This is a genomic window from Campylobacter geochelonis (genome assembly GCF_013201685.1).
GTDB classification, from domain to species: domain Bacteria; phylum Campylobacterota; class Campylobacteria; order Campylobacterales; family Campylobacteraceae; genus Campylobacter_B; species Campylobacter_B geochelonis.
Genome location: NZ_CP053844.1, coordinates 104,678 through 122,661, shown reverse-complemented (window position 1 = coordinate 122,661; position 17,984 = coordinate 104,678). Strand labels below are relative to the sequence as shown.

Annotated in this window: 14 protein-coding genes, 1 tRNA gene and 1 pseudogene; 8 read left to right on the top strand and 8 right to left on the bottom strand. The window is 35.9% G+C overall.

The window, feature by feature from the left end; genetic code table 11:
* Nucleotides 1-19: 19 nt before the first annotated feature.
* From CGEO_RS00570 to rsmA, 4 genes are read right to left on the bottom strand one after another with little or no spacing between them, the layout of a single operon-like run.
* Nucleotides 20-781, bottom strand: a complete 762-nt coding sequence (locus CGEO_RS00570; RefSeq protein WP_172658144.1) for a pseudouridine synthase — start codon at nt 779-781, stop codon at nt 20-22.
* Nucleotides 782-792: 11 nt separating this feature from the next.
* Entirely contained in the window at nt 793-1,755 is a 963-nt protein-coding gene (locus tag CGEO_RS00565) for a KpsF/GutQ family sugar-phosphate isomerase (RefSeq protein ID WP_075539924.1), read from the bottom strand.
* A 10-nt stretch (nt 1,756-1,765) separates the two neighbouring features.
* Complete coding sequence (locus CGEO_RS00560) at nt 1,766-3,811, bottom strand: ribonuclease J (protein ID WP_075494242.1); 2,046 nt, start codon at nt 3,809-3,811, stop codon at nt 1,766-1,768.
* The gene (gene rsmA, locus CGEO_RS00555; RefSeq protein WP_075539925.1) at nt 3,792-4,616 is read right to left on the bottom strand and encodes a 16S rRNA (adenine(1518)-N(6)/adenine(1519)-N(6))-dimethyltransferase RsmA; all 825 of its coding nucleotides are present in this window, start codon (nt 4,614-4,616) and stop codon (nt 3,792-3,794) included. The genes CGEO_RS00560 and rsmA overlap by 20 nt, the downstream gene beginning before the upstream one ends.
* An 81-nt stretch (nt 4,617-4,697) precedes the next feature.
* Between rsmA and hisF the strand changes: the two genes are divergently transcribed.
* From hisF to CGEO_RS00535, 4 genes are all read left to right on the top strand, one after another.
* Entirely contained in the window at nt 4,698-5,456 is a 759-nt protein-coding gene (gene hisF / locus CGEO_RS00550; protein WP_075539926.1) for an imidazole glycerol phosphate synthase subunit HisF, read from the top strand.
* Nucleotides 5,453-5,980, top strand: a complete 528-nt coding sequence (locus tag CGEO_RS00545) for a nucleoside phosphorylase-I family protein (protein ID WP_075494245.1) — start codon at nt 5,453-5,455, stop codon at nt 5,978-5,980. The genes hisF and CGEO_RS00545 overlap by 4 nt, the downstream gene beginning before the upstream one ends.
* Nucleotides 5,977-7,038: a dual-specificity RNA methyltransferase RlmN gene (gene rlmN / locus CGEO_RS00540; protein WP_075494246.1), complete on the top strand. Its 1,062-nt coding sequence runs from the start codon at nt 5,977-5,979 to the stop codon at nt 7,036-7,038. Before CGEO_RS00545 ends, rlmN begins: the two co-directional genes overlap by 4 nt.
* 124 nt (nt 7,039-7,162) lie before the next feature.
* The gene (locus CGEO_RS00535; protein WP_075494361.1) at nt 7,163-7,990 is read left to right on the top strand and encodes a biotin synthase; all 828 of its coding nucleotides are present in this window, start codon (nt 7,163-7,165) and stop codon (nt 7,988-7,990) included.
* Between the two features lie 223 nt (nt 7,991-8,213).
* Here CGEO_RS00535 and CGEO_RS00530 read toward each other — a convergent pair whose 3' ends face one another.
* The gene (locus tag CGEO_RS00530; protein ID WP_075539927.1) at nt 8,214-9,119 is read right to left on the bottom strand and encodes an RluA family pseudouridine synthase; all 906 of its coding nucleotides are present in this window, start codon (nt 9,117-9,119) and stop codon (nt 8,214-8,216) included.
* A gap of 70 nt (nt 9,120-9,189) precedes the next feature.
* On the opposite strand from CGEO_RS00530, the gene purB reads away from it, so the two are divergent.
* The 3 genes from purB to CGEO_RS00515 all read left to right on the top strand — a co-directional run bounded on the left by purB (nt 9,190) and on the right by CGEO_RS00515 (nt 13,773).
* A complete protein-coding gene (purB, locus tag CGEO_RS00525) occupies nt 9,190-10,521 on the top strand; it encodes an adenylosuccinate lyase (protein WP_075539928.1) in 1,332 nt (443 codons plus the stop codon).
* 46 nt (nt 10,522-10,567) lie between these two features.
* Entirely contained in the window at nt 10,568-12,943 is a 2,376-nt protein-coding gene (locus tag CGEO_RS00520; protein WP_075494249.1) for a ribonucleoside-diphosphate reductase subunit alpha, read from the top strand.
* Nucleotides 12,944-13,074: 131 nt separating this feature from the next.
* On the top strand, nt 13,075-13,773 hold the full coding sequence (locus CGEO_RS00515; RefSeq protein WP_106381563.1) for an SIR2 family NAD-dependent protein deacylase: 699 nt from the start codon (nt 13,075-13,077) through the stop codon (nt 13,771-13,773).
* Nucleotides 13,774-14,730: 957 nt separating this feature from the next.
* Here the strand turns inward: CGEO_RS00515 and CGEO_RS00510 are convergent.
* Nucleotides 14,731-14,807 (bottom strand) — tRNA-Met (locus tag CGEO_RS00510).
* A 336-nt stretch (nt 14,808-15,143) separates the two neighbouring features.
* Here CGEO_RS00510 and CGEO_RS00505 point away from each other — a divergent pair.
* Nucleotides 15,144-15,482 carry a hypothetical protein gene (locus CGEO_RS00505; RefSeq protein WP_075494258.1) on the top strand — a complete coding sequence of 113 codons (339 nt, stop codon included), beginning with the start codon at nt 15,144-15,146 and terminating at the stop codon, nt 15,480-15,482.
* 252 nt (nt 15,483-15,734) lie between these two features.
* On the opposite strand, the pseudogene larB reads toward CGEO_RS00505, so the two are convergent.
* Both larB and CGEO_RS00495 read right to left on the bottom strand, forming a co-directional pair.
* Nucleotides 15,735-16,190, bottom strand: a pseudogene (gene larB, locus CGEO_RS00500) (nickel pincer cofactor biosynthesis protein LarB); the annotation flags it as partial.
* A gap of 266 nt (nt 16,191-16,456) precedes the next feature.
* On the bottom strand, nt 16,457-17,842 hold the full coding sequence (locus CGEO_RS00495; RefSeq protein WP_075539930.1) for an anaerobic C4-dicarboxylate transporter: 1,386 nt from the start codon (nt 17,840-17,842) through the stop codon (nt 16,457-16,459).
* Nucleotides 17,843-17,984 lie beyond the last annotated feature (142 nt).

Genomic DNA, 17,984 nt, shown 5'->3' with positions numbered 1-17,984 from the left:
CAAATTTTTAAGCTGTTTGTTAGTAATACACCTTATTTTGTTTTAAAAAGTCTCTTAAGTCTTCATACTCATTTGGCTCTAGATATCGCCATTTGCCATCTTTTAGCATTCCTAAATCAACCCTGCCAAAACTAACTCGTTTTAAGTCCATCACTTCAAGATCAAAGTATCCAAAAAAGCGCCTTAATTCGCGGTTTTTGCCCTCATTTATGATAACTTTTAGCTTTGTATACCCGCCACTACTTCCAAGTATAGAATAAGCCAAAAATGGCTTAAATTCCATCGATTTTATCTGTGTTTTTGCATGAGCGCCCTTTGTCGCATCGCTTGCGAAAAAGCCCTCTCTCATCGCAGCTATGACCTCTTCTGTGATTTCGCCTTTGACTTTTAGATAATACATTCTTTCGATATCACTTTCCATCAAAGCCGTCGCGATTGCAGGTGCATCAGTTAGTAGCAAAAGCCCTTCACTTGCATAATCCAAGCGCCCAATACTAACAAATTTAGAAAACCCATCTGGCAAGTTATCATATATCGTTTTTCGTCCACGATCATCTTTTTTGGTTACTAACTCGCCTTTTTGTTTGTTATAGATTATTACCGTAAAATCTTTTTTAAGCTTGACAAAACGCCCGCTTATACGGACTTTATCGCCCTCACCCACCTCAACGAAATCACTAACAACACGCCCATTTATACTAACTTTGCCCTCTTTTATTAGTTCATCAGCCTCGCGGCGAGAGTAGTTTGTGTTGTGTGAAATAAATTTGTTTAGTCTCATTTTTTGCATTTTTAAATTCCTAATGTGCTTAAATCATGTATATGCAGCGTCCCAATCGGCTTTTTATCTTCATCAGTTACGACTAGCATTTGAATTCTATACTCTTCTATGATTTCTAGTGCTTTTGAGGCTAAAATTCCTGCATTATCAATTGTTTTTGGATTTTTCGTAGCGTAGTTTATCGCCTTATCGTTGATATCAAATTTATCATTCATCAACGCTCTTCTTAAATCACCATCGCTTAAAATCGCCACTAACTTTGCATTGTTATCTACTAACAAAACATTTCCAAGTTTACCGTGCGTCATCGAATTTATCGCTATTTTAAGACTAACATCATCACTAACTATAGGCAAGTCGTTAGTCCGCATTATATCACTAACTTTTAGAAAAAGTCTTTTCCCAAGACTTCCGCCTGGATGAAAATTTGCAAAATCTTCAGCTTTAAAATTTCTCATCTTCATCAAACAAATCGCTAACGCATCGCCAAGTGCAAGTGTTAGCGTAGTAGAAACAGTAGGTGCTGCACCTATAGGACATGCCTCTTTTATAATATCTAAGCTTATAAATCCATCGCTAAATTTAGCTAATGAGCTGTTTGGGTTTTTGCTCATGGCTATGATTTTAACACCATAACGTTTGATGTGAGGTAGTATTTTTACCACCTCTTCACTCTCTCCACTAAAGCTAATCGCGATTATAATATCATCTTTTCCAACCATTCCAAGATCGCCATGAAGCGCTTCTGTAGGATGTAAAAAAAAGCTTGAAGTACCAGTGCTTGCTAGCGTTGCTGCGATTTTAGCGCCGATGTGTCCGCTTTTACCAACGCCAGTTATAACGACTTTTCCCTTGCAGTTATATAACAAATTCAGCGCATTTTCAAAGCTCTTGTCAAGCAAATTTATATGTCTTAAAAGCTCCTCGCCCTCTAGTCTTAAAACTTCGCGTGCAGTTTCTAAAATTTCACTCATATTTTGCCTTTTACATTAGATAAATAATCGGAACGATTGTAGGATACTTCTTGATTTTTCTAAAGATATGCTTTCTAACAGCCTGTCTTATCTGGCTTTCTAGCGCTCTTTGATCTCGTAAAAGCTCGGTTTTTAAATTTGCTAAAAACTGTATCAAAACACTTTCCATATCTTTAGCAAGCTCTTTTTGCTCTCTTTCAGATACCAAGCCATAGCTTACAACGCGAGTTTTTATCAGATGTTTATCGCTTTGATCGATTTGAGCTATTATCATGACAACACCTGCGTCTGCTAAATTTTGGCGATGTTTTACAATATCATCAGAAATTTGCTTATTTATCTGATTATCTATAAAAACTTTGCCTGTTTTTATCGTTTTTACCCGTTTCATATAAGCATAACAGACCTCAACTTGATCGCCATCGCTCATAAGATAGATATTTTTCTCATCAACCCCACAACTAACTGCCGTTTCTTTGTGTTTTACGATGTGGTTATACTCGCCATGAACTGGTAAAAAATACTTAGGTTTTGTTAGGCGAATCATCAGTTTTTGCTCTTCTTGTGCGGCGTGTCCACTAACATGAATCTCACTAAAATCTTGATAAGCCACACTCGCACCACTTCTTAAAAGATAGTTTAGAACAACCGAAACGCTACTTTCATTTCCAGGTATAGCTTTTGCTGAGATGATGATTTGATCTGTTGGTTTGATTTTGATGTATTTATGCTCATCTGTTGCCATGCGATAAAGCGCGCTCATAGTTTCACCTTGAGAGCCTGTTGTAACGATTAAAACCTCATTATCTGGATACTTTCCGACCTCATCAGCATCGATAAAAATCTCTTTTTTAAGATCTACATATCCAAGTTCAATAGCTGTTGCTAAATTTCGCTCCATACTTCGCCCGATAACGCAAACTTTCCTGCCATATTTTATACCACGCTCGATAGCTTGATAAACCCTGTGGATGTTTGAGCTAAATGTGCTCATTATCACCCTGCCCTTTGAGTTAGAAAAAATTCCATCGAAAGTTTTTCCAACACTACTTTCAGTCTTTGTCATACCTTCACGGTGTGAGTTTGTGCTATCGCTCATCAAAAGCAAAACGCCTTTTTCGCCATACTCTGCCAAACGCCCGATATCGGTTGGATAGCCATCGATTGGGGTGTGGTCGATTTTAAAATCGCCAGTGTGTATGATAGTTCCAGCTTTTGTAGTTATAGCAAGTGCCGAAGCATCGATGATTGAGTGTGTGATGTGGATAAACTCAACATCAAAGTCTCCGATAGTATAAATTTTACGCTTTTCAACTGGATGGAAAAAGCTTCTTTGCGCCTTTAGTCCATGCTCTTCAAATTTATTTGAAATCATACCTAAAGGTAGTGGAGTTGCATAAATCGGGTAGTTAAATTCTTTGAAAAAATACGGCAAAGCACCGATGTGATCTTCATGCGCGTGAGTTATGATAATGCCTTTGATTTTGTCTTTTATCTTTCTTACATAGTCAAAATCAGGGATTAAAATATCTACTCCAAGCATACTCTCGCTTGGAAAGCTCATACCAACATCTACGATAATCGCGCTTGTGCTTGTCTCAAACACAGTCATATTTCCGCCGATTTCTCCAAGCCCACCAAGCGGAGTTATGCGGACTTTTTCGCTACTGCCTTTTGCATATTTTAGCGGATTTAAGCGTAGCTCATGGACTGCTTTGTTAGCAACAATCGTCTTTTGAATCGCCTCTTGCCACGGCTCGTTGCCGTTTAGACACTGAGGGACTTTGCTCTTTCTTTTTCGTTTTTTGTTTTGCGAAGAATTTGCTTTTTCATCTTGCGTTTTTGGCTGAGCGTTTTTGGCTGAATTTTGCTTAGCGTGAGGCTTTTTTGAAGCTGGTTTTTCGCTAGTTTGCGCGCCATCTTCTTTTTTATCGCTTGTGGCTGCTTGTTTTTGAAGGTTTTTTCGATGCCTTGCGTGTCTGTTTTCTTTTTTTAAATTTGTCTCTCGACTGACTACATTTTCGTTGTTTGAGTTGTTACTCTCGTTGTTTTCCATTTCCTGCCTTTAAAAAATTAAAAATTTTTATAAATAAGGCGTTGTTAAGCTGATGTGCTCTTAAATTTTTATCTAAATTTAGCTTGTCAAAAGCTTCATTTACTAAAGACTTATCAAATTTACTCGAGAGATTTTTTGCCAAAGTTTTTCGTGGAGATACAAAGCAAATTTTTAAAAAATCTTTAAATTCCACATACTCTTTTTTATCCGCAAATGGCGAATTTTCACAAAAAAGACTATCTTTTTTCTCAAGTTTTATGACAGATGAAACTACTTTAGGAGGCGGATTAAACGCTTGCGGTAAGACATCAAAAAGGCTCTTGCACTCGCCTTGTAAATTTCCAAGCACAGACAAGGCGCTAAATTCTCTCTCACCACCAAGTGCGCAGAATTTATCAGCGACCTCTTTTTGTATCATGATGACAAAGCCCTCACAAAGCTCATCATCAATCGCGTCTAGTATAATCCTCGTTGCTACATAGTATGGTAAATTTGCAACTAAAAAGTATCTTTTTTTGCTTAAACCACTCTTTTGCCACGTATCAACAACATCTCCAAGATGGAGTTTCAATCTGTTTTTTTGTATATCTTGACTAAATTTATCTAATAAAATTTTATAAAGATCTACATCAATTTCATAACTTTCAACCTCTGAAATTTTTAATAATTCAGCGGTTAAATCACCTAAGCCAGGCCCAATTTCAACGATGTTATACACACCTTTGGGAATCGCTTGGATGATTTTACTAAGCACGCTTTTATCGATAAGAAAATTTTGTCCGAACTGTTTTTTAGCTTTAATCATCGCACCATTATAGCTAAAAATACTTATAAAGTTATTAGATTAAGTTTTTTTCGTTAAAATAGCGGTAAAAAAGGAGATTTTGTGGATAAATTTGCTAAAAGAATCATCCCTTGTCTTGATGTAAATAACGCAAAAGTTGTAAAAGGTATAAATTTTGTGAATTTACAAGATGTTGGCGATCCTGTTGAAACTGCCAAAAGATACAACGATGAGGGTGCGGATGAGCTTTGTTTTTTAGATATCACAGCTTCGCACGAAAAGCGAAAAACCATAGTTGATGTTGTAGAAAAAGTCGCAAAAGAGCTTTTTATCCCTCTAACTGTTGGTGGCGGAATTCGAACCCTTGATGATATTTCGGCTCTTCTAAACGTTGGATGTGATAAAATCAGCATAAACTCGGCTGCTATCGCTAATCCTGATTTGATAACCAAAGCTGCGGCTAAATTTGGCTCTCAGTGCATAGTTGTGGCGATTGATGCTAAAAAAGTTGGTGAAAATTACCATGTTTTTATAAATGGCGGCAGAGTTGATACCGGGCTTGATGCGCTTGAGTGGGCAAAAGAGCTTGAATGTAGAGGTTGTGGTGAGATTTTACTAACTTCTATGGATAAAGACGGCACAAAAAGCGGTTATGATCTAAACATCACAAGCAAAATGAGTAAAATGCTAAATATCCCAATCATAGCAAGTGGTGGCGCTGGAAATATGGCGCATATAAAAGATGCTTTCACACATGGCGCAGACGCGGCTTTGGCAGCTTCGATTTTTCACTTTGGCGAGATAAAAATATCAGATTTAAAAAAATATCTTTTAGAAAATGGTATCGGAGTTAGAATTTGATAGTTTGTGCTGGAGAAGTTGAAAGCTTTAAATTTGCTACTCCTGTTGGAATCGGACTTATCGATAGTGCTATAAATTTAACAAATTTGCTTACAGAAAAGCTACCAAAAGAGTTGATTTTCGTTGGAACTGCTGGGCTTTATAAAGATGGAGAAATTTTAAAAATTTATGAGAGCAGCTCTTGCGTTCAGCATGAAATTTCAAATTTAGATAAGAAATCTTACTCGCCGATTATGGCTAGATTAACCACTGATGTTTCACGTGAAACAATCATCGCAAACTCCTCCAACTTCATAACTACAGACAAAATTTCAGCCTATAAATTTGCAAATTTGGGCTATTTTTTAGAAAATATGGAGTTTTACTCTATTTTACGCGTTGCGAATTTTTTTAAAATTCCAGCTTACGGAATTTTTTGCAGCACGAATTTTTGTGATGAGTTCGCTCATATAGATTTTCTTAAAAATCACAAAAATGCCAAAATTTTAATTGAAGAATATGTTAAGAAAAAAGGAATTATTTGAAAAATTTACTTGATTATCTACAATCCGAACTCAAAGAATTTATCGAGCCTAAATTTAGAGCTAAACAAATTTATGAGTGGATTTATAAAAAAAATGCTAAAAGTTTTGATGATATGTCAAACTTGCCAAAAGAACTTCGCGAAAATTTAAAGCAAAACTACTACATCGACCCGCTTAAAAAACTCAAATCCGAGCAAAGCAAAGATGGAAGCATAAAGTATCTTTTTGAACTAAAAGATGGAAAAACCATAGAAACAGTATTGCTTCCAATGAAAAGCGAAACTGTCGATGAAGATGGTAAAATCACCCAACACGCGCGCTATACAGTCTGTGTTAGCTCACAAGTGGGATGTAAAATCGGCTGTGCGTTTTGCCTAACAGCAAAAGGTGGATTTGTGCGAAATTTAAGCGCTGGCGAAATCGTTGCACAAGTTTTATACTTAAAAAATGAAAACAATATCCCGTATGAAAGACGTGTAAATGTCGTATATATGGGCATGGGTGAGCCACTTAATAATCTTGAAAATGTCGCAAAAGCGGTAAAAATTTTCACAGATAATGACGGACTTGCCATAAGCCCACGCCGCCAAACAATCTCAACAAGTGGACTTAGTTCGCAGATAAAAAAACTTGGCGAGATGAATTTAGGAGTGCTTTTAGCTATCTCGCTTCATGCGGTAAATGATGAACTTAGAGATAAATTAATGCCGATTAACCGTGCTTATGATATCGCTTCGGTAATGGATGCTGTGCGAAATTTCCCTATCGATATGCGAAAACGCGTGATGTTTGAATATTTGATGATGGATGGCGTGAATGACCATTTAAGTGATGCAAAAACCCTTGTTAAGCTACTTCATGGGATAAAAGCGAAGGTAAATTTAATATATTTTAACCCACATGAAGGAAGCGAATTTAAACGCCCTAGCCCAGAAAATATGGTAAAATTCCAAGATTATGTCTGCGCTCATGGCGTAACTTGCACGATTCGCCAAAGCAAGGGGCTTGATATCAGTGCAGCGTGTGGACAATTAAAAGAAAGGAGCAGAGTTGAGTGAGGTTGATCTGTTTGAAATAGGATTTTTGATTATCGTGGTGGTTGTTGCTATCGGCGGAATGCTTAAAGTTATTATGTCTGAAAAAGACAATGAAGAAAAATAGGAATGTGTAGTGAAAAAAATTATGTTATGTGCTATTAGTAATATCTCAAGTGGAAATTGTGGTGAAGACTGTAAATTTTGCACCCAAAGTGTAAAAAATGACGCCGTTGTCGATACATATAAGCAAAAAGATATCGCTCAAATCGTAAAAGAGGCAAAAATCGCTAAAGCAAATCACGCTTTAGGCTTTTGCTTGGTTACATCTGGTGTTGGGCTAAATGATAACAAAGTTGAGTTTGTTTGCGCTGCAGCTCACGCAGTGCAAAAAGCTGAGCCAAATTTAATGCTAATTGGCTGCAATGGCATAGCTAAAAAAGAGCAGCTAAAAGAGCTTAAAAAAGCTGGAGTTTTTAGCTATAACCATAACCTCGAAACCTCTCGCGAATTTTATAAAAACATCTGCGATAGCCACACTTGGGATGATAGATTTGCTACAAATTTATATGCCAAAGAAGTTGGACTAGAGCTTTGCTGTGGCGGAATCCATGGGCTTGGCGAGAGCGAAGAAGATAGAATTAGTTTTTTAAGCTCATTAAAGGAGTTAAATCCGTTCTCATCGCCTATAAATTTCTTTATTTCTCACCCTGCTTTACCGATAAAACAGCCAAAATTAGACGCCGATACGGCATTTAAAATCATCAAAGAGACAAAAACAGCTTTGCCAAACACAAGAGTTATGATAGCTGGCGGGCGAGAAGCAGTTCTTGGCGATAGGCAATACGAGATATTTGAGTATGGTGCAGAGGCGATAGTTATAGGAGATTACTTAACGCAAAAAGGCGAAATCGCAAGCAAAGATATCAAACGACTTGAAGATATGGGTTTTGAGTTTTTGGATATGTGTCACTGATAATTTGATAAGCTGTAAATGGGCTAAATTTATACCATATATTTGTCTAAATTTAGCTACAATTTTTAGTAAATTTAGACAAAATTAAAGCAAATTTTACTTTATATTTTACATTTTTTTTAAATCTCTTATCGCAAATTTTTAAAATTTGATAAGAGATTTATTATCTCATCAATGCTATTCAGATAAATTTTAGCTAACTTGATGTTTCACGTGAAACAATCTAATAGTCAATGCACTTTAAAAATTCATTTTTCACATCAACGCAACTTTTTATGCTGTAAATTTGACCTTTATAAATAAATTCAAGTAAATTTGAGTGAAGTAAAAGTCTTGAACTTCCACAAATTTCTACCCTGCTCTCTTGAGAAATTTTCTCATCTAAAAAATCACACGCCACCTCATCGCTCACACCATACATCGTATCGCCCAAAATCGCGTGCCCAGCATAGTCAAGATGTGCCCTTATTTGGTGTTGTCTGCCTGTTTTTGGAATGCAACGCAGATATGAAATATCAAATTTATCGAGATATTCGATAGTCTCAAATTTAGTCAAAGACTCTTTGCCATTTTTACTAGTAAACATTTTATTTTTAAGGCTTTTTGCACCTAAATTTTGAGCTAAATTTACACTTACTTCAAATTTAGACTCAGTTTTTCCTCTGGCAAACGCCAAATACTCCTTTTTTATAAGCTTCTCTTCAAACATTTTTTTAAAACAAACTTCAGCTTCTTTATTTTTTGCAACTAAAATAAGCCCACTTGTCTCTTTGTCTAAACGGTGTGCGACCTTTGCATTTGCCCCAAAAAGCGATATTATCTCATCATTTAAGCTGTACTGACAACTTCTACCGTTTTGATGTGTTAAAACTCCACTTGGTTTATCAAAAACAGCAAATTCTTCATCTTCAAAAACTGGCTTTAACCCACGTGGCAAACACTCATAAACGATCAAAAAAACATCTCCATAAAGCACTTGATTTTTGCCTTTTACGACTAAGTCATTATTTATCATGCGACCCCTATCTATAAGGCTTTGAGCCGACTTCATACTATAACCGTTTTTAAGTAAAATTTCATAAGCTTTTTGACCGGTTGCAGTAGCTATATTTTTTTTGTTATAAGGCAATTTTTACTCACTTTTTGATAGAATATTTATTCATTAATTTATATAAAATTTGTTTAAAAGAAGGTAAAAGATGGTCGAAAGATACGCACGAAAAATCATGAGTGAAAAATGGAGCGTTCAAGCCAAGTATGATGCGTGGCTAAAGGTTGAAATCGCAGCAACAAAAGCATGGAACAAGCTTGGCTTAGTCAGCGATGAGGAGTGCGAAAAGATAGTTAAAAACGCTAAATTTGACATAGAACGCATAGATGAGATAGAGCAAACCACAAAACACGATGTTATCGCCTTTTTAACAAGCGTTGGCGAGAGTTTGGGTGATGAGAGTAGATGGGTTCACTATGGCATGACAAGTAGCGATTGTATCGATACAGCCGTGGCTTTACAGATAAAAGATAGCTTAGATTTGATACTTGAAGATGTCAAAGAGCTAAAAACTGCGATAAAAAAACGCGCGTATGAGCATAAAAAGACACTAATGGTCGGTCGAAGCCATGGAATTCACGGCGAACCGATAACATTTGGTTTGGTTCTTGCTATTTGGTATGATGAGATAAACCGTGCGATGGAACTACTAGAACATGCTAAAAAAGTTATAAGCGTAGGTCAAATTTCAGGCGCTATGGGAAATTTCGCTCACGCTCCACTTGAGCTTGAAGAGCTTGTATGCGAGAATTTAGGACTTCGCCCTGCTCCAGCAAGTAATCAAGTCATCCAAAGAGATAGATACGCTCAAGTTATGAGCGCTTTGGCGATTTTGGCTTCAAGTTGCGAGAAAATCGCAGTCGCTATCCGCCACTACCAAAGAACGGAAGTTTATGAGTGTGAAGAATACTTTAGTCCAGGACAAAAAGGCTCAAGCGCGATGCCACATAAACGAAATCCAGTTTTAAGCGAAAATGTTACCGGACTTTGTCGTATGATACGCTCTTACGCAATGCCAGCTATGGAAAATGTCGCTTTGTGGCATGAGCGCGATATCAGTCATAGTTCGGTTGAGAGATTTATCCTGCCAGATGGCTTTATCACGGCTGATTTTATGCTAAATCGCTTGAGCGGTTTAGTCGATAAACTTGTCGTGTATCCAGAAAATATGATGAGAAATCTAAATTTAACTGGCGGACTTGTCTTTTCTCAACGAATTTTACTAGAACTTCCTAAAAAGGGAATCTCTCGCGAAGATGCATATAAAATCGTTCAAAGAAATGCGATGAAAGTTTGGGCTGATTTACAAGAGGGTAAAAAAGCAGTTGATGAGGCGGGACACAGCTTGTTTTTACAAAATTTATTAAAAGATGAAGATTTAAGAAAATGCCTTGATGAAGATGCGATAAAATCATGCTTTGACTATGGTTACTATACTAAAAATGTAGATGGAATTTTTAAAAGGGTTTTTGGTGAGTAAGACCAAAATTCTATCAAAGTAACTATAAATAAATTTAAGGAAAATAATGAAAGTAATAAAACGTAATGGAAGAACTGAAGAGTTAGACATATCAAAGATTAAAAAATACACCACTTCTGCAGTCGAAGGTATCGATAACGTAAGCCTTAGTGAGCTTGAAGTGGACGCAAAAATTCAGTTTCGAGATATGATAAGCACTGAAGAAATTCAACAAACGCTGATTAAAACTGCAGTCGATAAAATCGACATCGACCGTCCAAACTGGACATTTGTCGCAGCAAGGCTGTTTTTGTATGATTTATACCACAAAGTAACCACTTATAACGGATATAACACGTTAAGCGAGTATTTCGAGCGAGCCGAAAAAGAGGGTCGCATTATGGCTGGACTAAAAGAAAAGTATGATTTAGAAGACTTAAACGCTTATTTAAAGCCAGAGCGCGACTTGCAGTTTAATTATCTTGGCATAAAAACGCTTTATGATAGATATCTTATAAAAGATAGAAGTGGCAAGCCTATCGAGCTTCCTCAGCATATGTTTATGGCGATTGCGATGTTTTTAGCACAAAATGAGCTTGATAGTCAAGCTTGGGCTAAGAAATTTTATGATTTGATAAGTAAATTTGAAGTCATGCTTGCAACCCCTACTCTATCAAACGCCCGCACCACGCGCCACCAGCTCTCAAGCTGCTATGTTGGAAGCACACCTGATAACATAGAAGGTATATTTGATAGCTATAAAGAGATGGCGCTTTTATCTAAATTTGGTGGCGGAATCGGCTGGGACTGGAGCAAAGTTCGAGCTATGGGCGGAAGTATCGATGGGCATAAAAACGCAGCTGGCGGTATAATACCATTTCTTAAAATCACAAACGACATCGCCGTTGCAGTCGATCAACTAGGCACTAGAAAAGGTGCAATTGCCGTTTATATCGAACCTTGGCATATGGATGTTAGCGACTTTTTAGATCTTCGTAAAAACTCTGGCGAGGAGCGTAGACGAGCACATGAGATTTTCCCTGCGCTTTGGATAAATGATCTTTTTATGAAACGCCTCGAAAATAACGAAAAATGGACGCTTTTTGATCCAGTTGATGTGTCTGACTTGTGCGATATGTATGGAAAAGAGTTTGAGAGAAAATATATAGAGTATGAAAACGACCCTAAAATTTCAAAATCAACCATGATGGCAAAAGACTTATGGAAAAAGATTTTAACGAGTTGTTTTGAGAGCGGAATGCCGTTTTTATGCTTTAAAGACAATGCAAATAGAGCAAATCCAAACAGCCATACTGGGCTTATTAGAAGTTCGAATTTATGTACTGAAATTTTCCAAAACACACAGCCAAACCACTATAAAATCAAAGTTGTTTTTAACGACCAAAGTTATCAGTATTTTGAAGAGGATGAAGATGTCGTTGTCGATGGCGGATATAGCAAAAAAGCTAAGAAAATCACAGCGCTTGATAGCATAAATGGGCGTGAAATTTTCATAGTAGAAAAAGGGCTTGATGAAGGGCTCACCGCAGTTTGTAACCTTGCTAGTATAAATTTAGGCAAGATTAATACAAAAGAAGAGATAAAACGAGTCGTTCCTATCGCGATTAGAATGCTTGATAACGTTATCGACCTTAACTTCTACCCACACGCCAAAGTCAAACACACCAACCTCAAAAGCCGCTCAATCGGACTTGGAGTTATGGGCGAAGCACAGATGTTAGCAGAGCGCGCTATAAAATGGGGAAGCTATGAGCATTTCGAACTGATTGATAAAATCATGGAAAACATCAGCTACAACGCGATTTACGCTTCATCAAATTTAAGCATAGAAAAAGGCAAATATCCAGATTTTGACGGCTCGATTTGGTCAAAAGGAATCTTTCCTATCGACTTAGCCAACGAAAATGCTAAAGCCTTAGTCTCTCGTGGTGGGCTTTTTGATGAGGATAGTTGCGACTGGGAAAAACTACGCGAAAAAGTCAAACAAGATGGTATGCGAAACGGCTATCTTATGGCGATAGCGCCAACTTCGAGCATAAGTATACTTGTAGGAACAACTCAAACGATTGAACCAGTTTATAAACGCAAATGGTTTGAGCAAAACTTAAGCGGCATGATACCTGTAGTTGTTCCAAATTTAAGCCCAGAAACTTGGCAGTTTTACACGCCAGCGTATGACCTAGATCAGCGTTTGCTTATAAAAGCAGGTGCGATTCGCCAAAAGTGGATAGATCAAGGACAAAGTCTAAATATCTTCATCTCGCTTGATAAAGCAAGTGGAAAAGTGCTAAGCGAGATTTACTCTCTTGCGTGGCAACTTGGTATAAAATCGACTTATTATCTACGCAGCCAAAGCCCAGAAACAGAGAGTTTTGAAAAAGATACGATGGATAGAAGCATCGAATGCGAGGGTTGTCAGTAAAGGCGAGTTTTAAGAATTTGGCTAAATGCTTGTGCGCAAATTTAGCCAAAATTTAGTCAAATCTTTAGCGAAAATCACTTAAAAATTTGGCTTAAAATTTATAGAATTTAGACATTTTACAAGGAGTTATGGTGCATGAAGTTCTTATTTTAAGCGGCGCTGGACTTTCAGCTCAAAGTGGGCTAAAAACTTTTAGAGATAGCAACGGACTTTGGGAAGAATACGATGTGATGGAGGTTTGCTCCACGCAAGGCTTTAGAAAAGATAGGCCAAAAGTTCTTAACTTTTATAATAAAAGACGAGCGCAACTTAAAGATGTAGAGCCAAATTTCGCTCACAAAACCATAGCTCAGATTAAGGCTAAATTTGGTGATAAAATCTCTGTTTTAACTCAAAATGTCGATGACTTGCTCGAAAGAGCTGGTTGTGAGGATGTTGTGCACTTGCATGGAGAGCTTACAAAACTAAGGTGTGAGAAGTGCGGGAGTGTTTTTGAAGTAGGCTACGAAGCGCAAACTGGAAAAATCTGCCCAATGTGTAAAAGCGATAAAATCCGCCACCATATCGTGATGTTTGGCGAGCTTGCGCCATTGTATGAAACGCTTTATCAAAGACTTGAAGAAGCCAAGCTTTTTGTTTGTATCGGCACAAGTGGCGAGGTTTTAAATGTCGCAAGTTACGCTAGAATGGTTGGTTTAAGCATATTAAATAATCTTGAAAGCTCGCGCATAGATCCCTACTTCACAAAATGCTACATAGAACCAGCCACAACAGCAGCGCCAAAAATAGCAAAAAATATCGAGAATTTTATCAGATTTGGTCAAATTTAGGGCTTTTTTAGGACTATAACGTTGTGTCGAATTTCATGTTTTATACTTTTAACTAGCAAAATTCTGCATTTTAATGATGATTAAGAGCTAAATTTATGAGAAAGTTTGGTTTTATATAAATTTATGATTAATTTTTATTATCAATTCTTATGCGACTATCATTATACTTTTTTTAAATTAATATGTAAATTTAGAGAATTTATACTGTATTTATAAGCTGGCAAAATTTATATAAACATAAAATCATATATTTTAATACATTTAGTTAATAAAATTATTTTTAAATTTGATAATAAACTCTTTAACCAGCTTTAATATTGTTAATATAAATTATATTTTATTATAAAAATGTAAATTAGATAAAATTTATTTATATTATTTTCTTGCTTTTATATTTGTGTAATAAACTATCAGCGTTTCTTGTTATTTCTAACTTTAATATACTAGCTTGTTTTTTGATAATACAAATTTTGATAAAATCATATCATATTATCTTAAAAATCAATCTAAAATTAAAACAAGTATAACCAAAATAATATGCCTTTAAACTCATATTTAAATGTATTAATGTCAAAACTCTTAAGCTTATTACGCTTTTTGATAACTTTATATATCAAAATTCGCACTTTTTGACTATTAATTGTATCAATTCGATTTTATAGACCTTAACATTATTAAGAAAGTACTGATTTTAGGAGGTTTAATTAAATTCTTGGTGTCATTACTCATTATTTTAACCTATACTTAATTATATGAATTTTGTAATTTTATTTACGAGCAATACAAAAACTCACAAAAAAATTTACCAAAAATCAAAACCCACCACCCCATCGAATGGTTTAAGAAAACTTAAACAAATGCTAAGCTAGCTAATTATATGAAAGCCTAGAATGGCTCTTTTGACCTTTTAAGAAATCTCGTTATTATAGGGGTTTGTTTGATGAAGTTTTTTGTAAATGGTGTCAAGAGAGAGACTTGAACTCTCGACCTCCGGCTTATGAGACCAGCGCTCTAACCAGCTGAGCTACCTTGACACACAAAATAAGAGATGAATTATAACCCAAACTTGCTTATATAAATATAAAAATTTAAATTCAGTTGTTAAATTTGAATATAAACTACAAATTTTATATCTACAATCATCACAAATACAATCGCAAAGTATAAAAGAAGATACAAATGTATTTTTTAACAAAACTGGAATGACAAACTTGTATCACAACACATAAAAGCTAGAAAATCATATCAAAAGTAAGCAAAGCAAAGCCCTTAAAGCCCATCAAGTCGTCTACAAACCGCTAAAATTCTACTTCCAAAGTTAAAATTTGCTATAATGTTGTGATAAAAATTTAAACCAAAAAAGGAAAGATATGAAACGAGCAAAAATAAGAAAAATTTATAACCAAAAACGCTTCGAAAAAGATGCCTGCGTTCTTATAGGTGGCTATTTTATCCCGATTTCAGAATCCTCGCAGTATCTTACTATGCGTAAATTTTATACAAATTTAATCATAAATTTCTTTAAAAAACACTCCGATGATGTTAGCGTTGATTTTCAAGGCTCACAAGATGGCGAAGCAGTCGTTGCAAGGGATAAAAAAGGCGAAATCATCGCTTTGATACATATTGATCCTTACAACTTAGAAATCATGCAAGCAGAGTATGAAAATGGTAAATTAGAAGAGTTTTTGAAAGAGTATTGCTTTTAAATTTAGCAGTTTTTTGCGCAAGAGAAATTATCAGATAGCTTAAATTTTGCGGCAATCACTTAAAATACACTAGCCTGATTTAACTTATAAATTCGGCTAGGTATGCTTTCGTGCTATTAAAGTTATATTAAAATAAATTATAATTATATAGCCAGATAAATTTAGCGCACGCACCGCGTCTTGATAGATAAATTTCTATTAATTTGACCGTTTACTAAACTAAATTATGCCAAAACCCCTCAAGTAAAATTTTCAGATATGGCTAATCAAACTAGCGCTATACGCCGCTTTATAGCCATTATCTATATTTACCACAGTTATGCCGTTTGCGCAGCTATTTAACATGGCCAAAAGTGCTGCCATTCCTCCAAAACTCGCCCCATAACCAACACTTGTAGGCACCGCGATAACCGGCACGCTTACAAGCCCTGCTACAACACTAGGCAAAGCCCCTTCCATACCAGCAATAGCGATGATAACTTTAGCTTTTTGTAGCTCTTCAAGATGTAAAAAAAGCCTGTTTATACCAGCTACGCCAACATCAACTATCAGTTTTGTGCTATTTCCAAAAAATGTCGCAGTCTCGTAGGCTTCTTGCGCTACAGCTAAATCAGAAGTTCCAGCTGCCACTATAGCTATGTAGCTATCTGTAAATTGTGGCTGTGTGAAAGTTATGCTGATAATCCCTGCTTTTTCATTAAATTTAGCATTTTATGGTAGAAATTTATTAAGTATTTTTACAAGAAACGGCTTAAAAGTTCAATTAAATATTAAATTTTCAAGTCCGTTATAAGGTATTTTGGAAGTATCTCATAAATGCCTCAAATTTGCTCTTATGATTAAGATATTTGATTTGTATTTTGCTAAATTTTTACCGTTTTGATTTTTTAAATTTTTAAAGAGGATAAAATTCAGAGTGCTTTAAAAAAATTGTAAAGATTGTCTTGAAAGCAAAAGCCTTCAAGACAAAACTATTATAGATAGCCAAAAAGTCCAGTTATGATATAACCAGCTATACAAGATACGATAACACCGATTAAACCAGGTATTATAAAGCTGTGATTTATAACAAATCTTCCTATGTGAGTTGTACCTGAACGGTCAAACTGAATAGCAGCCAAATCACTTGGATATGTTGGAAGGATATAGTATCCATAACAAGCTGGAGCAAAGGCTAGTATTATAGCAGGACTAACGCCGATACCTAAAGCTAGTGGCACGAACGCAACAAGAGCCGCAGCTTGTGAATTTACTAGTTTTGAGATAAGCAAAAGCATAACAGCATATGTCCAAGGATGATCTGTAACAACTGCACCAAGAGCTTCTTTAATCATCGGAGTATGGACAGAAAACATTGTATTTGCAAGCCATGAAATACCAAAAACAGCAACCATAGCAATCATACCAGAGCGGAAAATCTCATTTTTACCGATTTTACTTGCATCTGTTTTACAACAAATCAATATAAGCGAACCAGTTAAAAGCATGAAAATTTGGATAACTTGAGTCATACCAAGCGGTTTCATCACGCCTTTTACCTCCCATGCAGGACGCAAATCGCTGTAGTATCCCAGCAATGCAACAAGAGCAATTGCAGCTAAGAAAATCCACATAGCAACCCATTGAATCATAGGAAGTTTTTTACCAAGTAGAGTTGTGCTATCTCCGTAAACGTAGTTTTTAAACTCAGGGTCTTTGATTCTTTCTTGAAATTCTGGATCTTTATCCAAGTCTTTTCCTCTAAACCAAGAGAAAATTCCAATCGCTAAAACACCTATATAAGTTGATGGGATTGTGATTTTTAGTAAATCTGTGTAACCGTTAAAATTCTCAAGATGATGATTTGCATTTAACAAAAACGCAGTCAATGTCACAACAGCGACTGAAACAGGACTTGCTATAATACCAAGCTGAGCCGCTATAGAGCTAGCCGCCATCGGTCTTTCTGGTCTTATGCCATTTTTTATAGCGATATCATAAACTATCGGAAGCACGGTATAAACAACGTGTCCAGTTCCGCACAAAATGGTTAATGTAGAAGTTACAAAAGGAGCTAAAATACTTACATATTTTGGATTTTTACGTAGGATTTTTTCTGCGATTTGAAGCATAACATCAAGACCGCCACTTGCTTGAAGCGTTGCACTAGCAACAACAACAGCCAAAATCGTGAAAATAACATCGGTCGCTGGATTGCCAGGTTTTACACTAAAACCAAAAACTATAAGAACTAAACCTATTCCACCAAGCATACCAAGAGCTATACCGCCCTTTTTTGCACCATAAAATAGACAGATAAGTACGATAATAAGCTGCAAAGCAAATTGCGTACCATTGCTAAGATTTGTTAAGAATTCCATAAATTCTCCTCTACTAAAATTAATTACATGTTAATTCCTGAAATTATATAAACATAAAAATTAAAACTAAATTAAAAAAATAATTATTCTTTAATATTATGTAAACTGGCTATTAAAAGTCCCAAATATCGCTATTCTAGGC